Annotated in this window: 8 protein-coding genes and 1 pseudogene; 2 read left to right on the top strand and 7 right to left on the bottom strand. The window is 53.5% G+C overall.

Annotated features, from left to right (window positions below; all coding sequences use genetic code 11):
• From dxs to xseB, 3 genes are all read right to left on the bottom strand, one after another.
• Nucleotides 1–951, bottom strand: a 951-nt coding sequence (dxs, locus tag FDW95_RS23360; protein WP_249358851.1) for a 1-deoxy-D-xylulose-5-phosphate synthase, incomplete at its 3' end; no start/stop codon positions are given.
• 24 nt (nt 952–975) lie between these two features.
• The gene (ispA, locus tag FDW95_RS01045) at nt 976–1875 is read right to left on the bottom strand and encodes a (2E,6E)-farnesyl diphosphate synthase (RefSeq protein WP_115259240.1); all 900 of its coding nucleotides are present in this window, start codon (nt 1873–1875) and stop codon (nt 976–978) included.
• Complete coding sequence (gene xseB / locus FDW95_RS01040) at nt 1876–2118, bottom strand: exodeoxyribonuclease VII small subunit (protein WP_096759458.1); 243 nt, start codon at nt 2116–2118, stop codon at nt 1876–1878.
• 194 nt (nt 2119–2312) lie between these two features.
• Between xseB and thiI the strand changes: the two genes are divergently transcribed.
• Nucleotides 2313–3761 (top strand): tRNA uracil 4-sulfurtransferase ThiI, encoded by a 1449-nt coding sequence (gene thiI, locus FDW95_RS01035; protein WP_115259239.1) that lies wholly within the window; start codon nt 2313–2315, stop codon nt 3759–3761.
• Between the two features lie 105 nt (nt 3762–3866).
• Here the strand turns inward: thiI and FDW95_RS01025 are convergent, their stop codons facing one another.
• The 3 genes from FDW95_RS01025 to panE are packed head-to-tail and all read right to left on the bottom strand — an operon-like array spanning nt 3867 to nt 6446.
• Nucleotides 3867–4949, bottom strand: a complete 1083-nt coding sequence (locus FDW95_RS01025) for a hypothetical protein (RefSeq protein ID WP_115259238.1) — start codon at nt 4947–4949, stop codon at nt 3867–3869.
• Nucleotides 4950–4981: 32 nt separating this feature from the next.
• Nucleotides 4982–5572, bottom strand: a complete 591-nt coding sequence (gene yajL / locus FDW95_RS01020) for a protein deglycase YajL (RefSeq protein ID WP_096758078.1) — start codon at nt 5570–5572, stop codon at nt 4982–4984.
• Entirely contained in the window at nt 5535–6446 is a 912-nt protein-coding gene (gene panE / locus FDW95_RS01015) for a 2-dehydropantoate 2-reductase (RefSeq protein ID WP_096758077.1), read from the bottom strand. Before panE ends, yajL begins: the two co-directional genes overlap by 38 nt.
• Nucleotides 6447–6620: 174 nt before the next feature.
• On the opposite strand from panE, the gene FDW95_RS01010 reads away from it, so the two are divergent.
• A complete protein-coding gene (locus FDW95_RS01010) occupies nt 6621–7112 on the top strand; it encodes a YajQ family cyclic di-GMP-binding protein (RefSeq protein WP_096758076.1) in 492 nt (163 codons plus the stop codon).
• A 94-nt stretch (nt 7113–7206) separates the two neighbouring features.
• On the opposite strand, the pseudogene FDW95_RS23355 reads toward FDW95_RS01010, so the two are convergent.
• Nucleotides 7207–7528 (bottom strand): annotated as a pseudogene (locus FDW95_RS23355) (MFS transporter); the annotation flags it as partial.

The following is a 7528-nucleotide window of genomic DNA, read 5'->3' as shown; positions in this document are numbered from 1 at the left end:
GCCGCCGCTGCTTTTCGGCAGACATCCGCTGGACGGATCGAATTTGGGTACCGCATGGAACGTGATTGGATCTTTTTCTGCAGGCTCATAGCCACGACCTTTTTTGGTCATGATGTGCAGGAACTGCGGGCCTTTCAGGTCGCGCATGTTCTTCAGCGTGGTGATCAGTCCCAGCACGTCGTGACCGTCTACCGGGCCGATGTAGTTAAAGCCCAATTCTTCAAACAGCGTACCCGGCACTACCATGCCTTTAATGTGTTCTTCGGTACGTTTAAGCAGCTCTTTTATCGGCGGCACGCCGGAGAAGACTTTCTTCCCGCCTTCACGCAATGAGGAATACAGTTTGCCGGAGAGCAGTTGTGCCAGGTGGTTGTTCAGCGCGCCGACGTTTTCTGAAATCGACATTTCGTTGTCGTTCAGGATAACCAGCATGTCGGGCTTAATATCGCCCGCGTGGTTCATGGCTTCAAACGCCATGCCGGCAGTGATGGCACCGTCGCCAATCACGCAAACGGTACGGCGCTCTTTGCCTTCTTTCTCGGCGGCAACCGCAATGCCAATACCGGCGCTGATGGAGGTGGAGGAGTGTCCGACGCTTAAAACGTCATACTCGCTCTCGCCACGCCAGGGGAACGGATGCAGGCCACCTTTTTGGCGGATGGTGCCGATTTTATCGCGGCGCCCCGTCAGAATTTTGTGCGGGTACGCCTGATGTCCCACATCCCAGATTAACTGGTCAAACGGGGTGTTGTAGACGTAGTGCAGCGCGACGGTCAGCTCCACCGTGCCCAGACCGGAGGCAAAATGCCCGCTGGAACGGCTCACGCTGTCGAGCAAATAGCGGCGCAGTTCGTCGCAAAGCTTGGGCAGGCTCTCTTTTGGCAGCAGGCGTAACTCCTGGGTGGAGTCGACCAGCGCCAGGGTCGGGTATTTGGCTATATCAAAACTCATCGCAAGCTCATCGGATATGTTGGTTTATTTATCACGCTGGATTATGTAGTCCGCTAGCGCTTCCAGTGCCGAGGTATCGAGTGACTGTGCGGCCAGCAGACTGAGTGACTGGCGGGCATCCTCGATTAAATCCCGGGCTTTATTCCGGGCTTGCTCAAGACCCAGAAGTGCAGGATAGGTACTTTTGCCAAGCTGCTGGTCGGCACCCTGACGTTTACCCAATGTTGCAGTATCGCCTACCACATCCAGTATGTCATCCTGAACCTGGAACGCCAGACCGATGCTTTCGGCGTACTTGTCGAGTATCGGCAGGACGTTTCGGCCTTGGTCTCCGGCACTTAATGCCCCCAGACGCACGGCGGCGCGAATCAAGGCCCCGGTTTTATGGCGATGGATTTTCTCCAGCGCCTCCAGCTCAACCTGGAGGCCTTCAGCCGCCAGATCCAGCGCCTGACCGCCGCACATGCCGGCAATACCGCTGGCCTGAGCCAGTTCAGAGATCATGGCGATGCGGTCACGGTCGGCGACCTCCGGCATGGGGGCGTCACTGATAATGGAAAACGCCAGCGTTTGCAGCGCATCACCCGCTAAAATCGCATTCGCCTCGCCAAACTTAACGTGGCAGGTCGGCAGGCCGCGTCGCAGATCGTCGTCGTCCATCGCGGGTAAATCATCGTGCATCAGCGAATAAGCATGGATGCACTCAACCGCCGCGGCGGGAGCGTCGAGCGTACTCAGGCTGACGCCAAACATCTGACCGGTTGCGTATACCAGGAACGGGCGCAGACGTTTACCGCCTAATAATGCGCCATACTGCATGGTCTCGACCACGGGAGTGTTCTGAAAGGGCAATGGCGCGATAAAACGGCTCAGTGCCTGGTTGGCCTGCTCAACGCAAGCCTGTAGCTGCTGCGTAAAATCCATTTACTCATTATCCGGTGTAAAAGGCGTGAGGGCGGCATCTTCCGTCTCAGACAGCAGGATTTGCACGCGCTGTTCAGCCTGTTGCAACTTAACCTGTCCCTGACGCGCCAGCTGTACGCCACGTTCGAATTCGTTCAGCGCCTCTTCCAGCGGCAGGTCGCCGCTTTCCAGACGGGTAACAATCTGTTCCAGCTCGCTCAGCGCTGTTTCAAAGCTGGCGGGCGCTTCATTTTTCTTCGGCATAATGAATGTCTGACTCTCAATATTTTCAGCCCAAGCCATGGTAACGGACTTCGAGCAATTATCAAATAATGCGCAATGTGCACAGGAAGCTCGCGTAGTGGTATACTTCCGCGCCTGGATGCAGCCGCAGGTATGGGCTGCTGTATTATTCCCCAATACAAGCCTTTGATGCTTGCCAAAGAACCATTGCCGCCATGAAGTTTATCATTAAATTGTTCCCAGAAATCACCATCAAAAGCCAATCTGTGCGTTTGCGCTTTATAAAAATTCTGACAGGGAACATCCGTAACGTTTTAAAACACTATGATGAAGACCTTGCTGTCGTCCGCCACTGGGACCATGTTGAGGTTCGCGCCAAAGATGAAACCCAGCGTCTGGATATTCGTGACGCGCTGACCCGCATTCCGGGTATCCACCATATTCTCGAAGTGGAAGACGTGCCGTTTACCGATATGCACGATATCTTCGAGAAAGCGCTGGTGCAGTACCGAGAGCAACTGGAAGGCAAAACCTTCTGCGTGCGCGTGAAGCGCCGTGGTAAGCATGAGTTTAGCTCCATTGAAGTGGAACGTTATGTTGGCGGTGGGCTGAATCAACATATTGAATCCGCGCGCGTGAAGCTGACCAAACCTGATGTGACCGTCAATCTTGAAATCGAAAACGACCGACTGCTGCTGGTGAAAGGTCGCTACGAAGGTATTGGCGGCTATCCGATTGGCACCCAGGAAGACGTACTGTCGCTGATTTCCGGCGGTTTTGACTCTGGCGTTTCCAGCTATATGCTGATGCGTCGCGGCTGTCGCGTGCACTACTGCTTCTTTAACCTCGGTGGTGCGGCGCACGAAATCGGCGTTCGTCAGGTGGCGCATTACCTGTGGAACCGCTTCGGGAGTTCGCATCGCGTACGTTTTGTCGCCATCAATTTTGAACCGGTGGTGGGTGAGATCCTCGAGAAAGTTGACGATGGCCAGATGGGCGTGGTCCTCAAGCGCATGATGGTTCGCGCGGCGTCTAAAGTGGCCGAGCGCTACGGCGTCCAGGCGTTGGTGACCGGTGAAGCGCTTGGGCAGGTATCCAGCCAGACGCTGACTAACCTGCGTTTGATCGACAACGTCTCCGACACGCTGATCCTGCGTCCGCTGATCTCGCACGATAAAGAACACATCATTAATCTGGCGCGTGAAATTGGTACCGAAGACTTTGCTCGAACCATGCCGGAGTACTGCGGTGTGATCTCAAAAAGCCCGACGGTAAAAGCCATTAAAGCGAAGATTGAAGCCGAAGAACAAAACTTCGATTTTGCCATCCTCGATAAAGTGGTGGAAGAAGCCAATAATATCGATATTCGCGATATCGCTCAGCAGACCGAGCAGGCCGTGGTGGAAGTTGAAACCGTGAGCGGTTTTGGCCCCAACGACGTGATTCTGGACATCCGCTCTGTGGATGAACAGGATGATAAGCCGCTGAAAGTGGAAGGCGTGGACGTGGTTTCGCTGCCGTTCTACAAGCTGAGCACCCACTTTGGCGATTTGGACCAGAATAAAACCTGGCTGCTGTGGTGTGAACGCGGTGTGATGAGCCGCCTGCAGGCGCTGTATCTGCGCGAGCAGGGTTTTGCAAACGTGAAGGTGTATCGCCCGTAGTGACTTCTGCCTGATGGCGCTGCGCTTATCAGGCCTACAAACTGTACGTCTTTGTAGGCCTGATAAGGTGTTTACATCGCCATCTGGCAATGTTGTGCGAAAGCGTTATTCAAATCGAACGGGGAGCGTCTTCCCGTTCGATTCCCAGATACCCTGATAAACACCGTTTTTTAACTCCAGCGTCATCTTCTCTTGCGCTTGTTCAGCGTCAGAGGTCTTCAGTTCATAATGTTGATTGTTGGCGGTATCGCACTTACCGGTTAATTCAATCGGTGCGCCAAATTTCTGGTAGAAGTAAGCCCCTTCAAAATAATCACCGTATTTACAGTCCACCTTCAACACGATACGCAGGCTTTTTCCCAGCGTGCCGTACATCACCTTGCCGTCGATGCCGGGCGCGGGCTCAACCGGTGTTGTACCCTTTGCGCCAGTCAGATACTGGCCGTATGGCGTGAACTGATTATGCAGATCTGCGGTCGGGATTTTTGTTGTGAAATCGCCCAGTTCATCACCCGCGCGGTTGGCGTGGTTGCTACAGCGTCCGTTCAGGAAAGCCAGATGATCTTTTTGCAGGGAGAATTTGTCGATGTAGTACAACCCCTCGGTGTAGGTGGCGCATGAGGCGTAGAAGTCGTCATAGCCCAAATCTTCACCGTCTTCCTCTTTTATTGGCTCCGACTTTTGTGATTTCTGTGCGGCAACAAAGGTATCAATTTGGCTGCGGATATCTTTTCTGATGCGGGTATTTAATTCGGCCATCGTGGCGCGAGAAAAGAGATCGTTAAGGGTAATTGCCGCGCCATTGGCTAAATCGAAGCTCATCGGCACGTTATACGACTCGCAATAGGCCCCGCAGCCTTCGGCAAACATATTCAGGGTCAGCACGTTGGCGTCGCGATACTCGACCGTGTAGTCAAGGTTGGCGGTGGCATTCATCTCTGATTTCGCAAACTGATTCACTGTCGCCTGCGGGTTATTCCCTGGTAACCGATTGATGAAGCTTGCGAAAATATAATCGTTAATGCGTTTTGCAACCTGCGGGTTATCCGTTGAGGAAAACCATGGCACGCGATACTGCATTTCAGTGCTATTGGGATAACGGTACTCAAGGCTCTTAATTTCAAGCTGGGTTGCGGCGGCGGTGCTGGAAAGGAGCAGTAAAACCACTCCGCTCAGATATCCTTTCATAACGGTTCCATTTAGAGGGAGTGGCCTAAGTGTTACTCGTAGTAGTTATAAATGCCTGCGGGCATCACCAGTTGTGACGCCACTTCATGAGCCTTTTCGCGACTGACCAGCAGATCAATGATTTTTAAGCCAAAATCAATTGATGTTCCTGGCCCCTGGCTGGTCAGCAGGTTGACGCGAGGGTCCCATACGACGCGCTTATCCTGCCATTGTTCAGCGGGGATTTTGTCTTTCAGCGCCGGGAAGCCGGTCATATTACCGATGGGGAAAATGTCATGCGGAACCAGCACGGTGGCGGCTGCGGCACATATAGCTGCCACAATACGCCCGGAGCGATGAAACTGTTTAACGGTTTCAATCAGCAGCGGGCTGTCGCGAAAACATTCTGCGCCTTTAATACCGCCGGGCAGCACGATAATGTCGTAATCGCCGTCGGCGACTTCAACCAGCGGTGCATCCGCCAGCAACTTGACGCCGCGCGAGCAGACAATCGTCAGGTCGCCATCGCTGGCTACGCTGGCGGTTGTCACCTGGATCCCGCCTCGAACCAGCAGATCGATAGTGGTGACCGCTTCGGTCTCTTCACTACCAGGGGCGAGACATACCAGTGCTTGAGCGCTCATATTCACTTTCCTTTCGCTTTACCATTTCAAACAGGTGGGCATTTTCCGGGACGGCGATGCCGTGCGCACGCGCGCGTTTCAACAAATAACCGGTAATGTAGTCAATCTCCGTATGGCGCAGAGCACGAATGTCCTGCAGCATGGATGAGATATTTTCTGCCGTACTGTCAATTACTTGCTCAACATAATAGCGTAAATCATCCACGGATGTATGGTGGCCTTCGCGTTCGATAACCGCCGCCACTTCCTCGCATATCTGCGCTATTTTTTCAGGATGCTGGCGTAACTCGCCGTTTTGGCAGTTCCACAGCGCGGTGAGTGGGTTAATGACGCAATTGACTGCCAGCTTGCGCCACAGTTCCGCGCGGATGTTGTCGTGCCAGGCAACGTCAGGCAGCACCTCTTGCAGGATCTCAGCCAGATAACTGAAATCGCCATCCTGTTCACGCGCCGGGCCGATGCGCGTTGTTCCTTTCGCCACATGGATTATGACGTTGCCATCACGGCGAGCGGCCTGCGTGGTGGTGCCTATCAACAGTGGTTGCGTAATGCTTTGCAGCTCATCAATGGTGCCCATTCCGTTGTGAATCAACAGAATTGGGGTGGTCTTTGGCAGAATAGTTGCCAGGCTTTTTACCGCATCAGAAACCTGCCAGGCTTTCAGCGTCACCAGTAACAGATCGCTTTTCGCCAAAAAGTCGGGATCGTTTGCCGTCAGGGATTCATTAAAAACTGACCCATCCGTGTCAATCAAATTCACGCTGCAATAAGGTTGTGGCACGCGTAGCCACCCTTGAACCTCATGTCCATGTTTGCATAGCGCGGTAAGCCAAAGCTGCCCTAAGGCTCCGCATCCCAGTACGGTAATTCTCATTCATCCTCCTCACCTGCAACAGCACCAGGTGCTAATCCATATCGTCTGCATCCCATTATTGTTCGCCGCTACCATTGGCACGTACAATTAGGGGATACAGCCTAGTATAGCGCTGTCTGTTGAGTAACTTTGCAGGTATTATGCTTCGCATCAAAAACGAAGGGAGAGGAAAAGATGCCATCTTTCGATATTGTCTCTGAAGTTGATCTTCAGGAAGCGCGTAACGCGGTCGATAACGCGAGCCGCGAAGTGGAGTCACGCTTCGATTTTCGTGGCGTTGAAGCCACTTTTGAGCTGAACGAAGCCAATAAGACCATTAAGGTGCTGAGCGAGTCTGATTTCCAGGTTAATCAGTTGCTGGATATTTTGCGCGCCAAGCTGCTGAAGCGCGGGATTGAAGGAACGTCACTGGACGTACCGGAAACCTTTACGCACAGCGGAAAAACCTGGTTTGTGGAAGCGAAGCTGAAGCAGGGCATTGAAAGCGCGGTACAGAAGAAAATCGTCAAGCTGATTAAAGACAGCAAACTGAAGGTGCAGGCGCAGATTCAGGGCGAAGAAATTCGTGTGACCGGCAAAGCGCGTGACGATCTGCAATCCGTCATGGCGTTGGTGCGTGGCGGCGACCTCGGCCAGCCGTTCCAGTTCAAGAACTTCCGCGACTAAGCCGTTCTGCCTGATGGCGCTACGCTTATCAGGCCTACCGATCGCACACGCTATTTGTAGGCCGGATAAGGCGATAGTCGCCATCCGGCAATCCTCACGCCTGGCTTATCGCCTGCTCAATTTCGAATCGATTGGTCACTTTGCTGTCGATTTTCACATAGGCAGAATGCTCTTTTGCCACAATTAACACCTCACTCACGCCTTCTTTTGCCTGCAGTCGCTGTTTTAGTGTGTCATCTGCGGCGATCTCAGGGGGGATCTCCACGCGCAGGCTGCTGACATACGGCGGCTCTTTCATAGTGCTGGCCACCAGTAGCCAGATTGCAGCCAGTAATGCGCCTGCCAAAAATACCGCCTGACCATCAAACATTTCGACCACCCAACCGCCCAGCGAACCCCCGATGGCGACGCCGAGG

It is taken from the genome of Citrobacter sp. wls718 (assembly GCF_005280945.1).
In the GTDB taxonomy this organism is placed as follows: Bacteria; Pseudomonadota; Gammaproteobacteria; order Enterobacterales; family Enterobacteriaceae; genus Citrobacter; species Citrobacter gillenii.
This window is presented reverse-complemented; position numbering and strand designations above follow the sequence as displayed.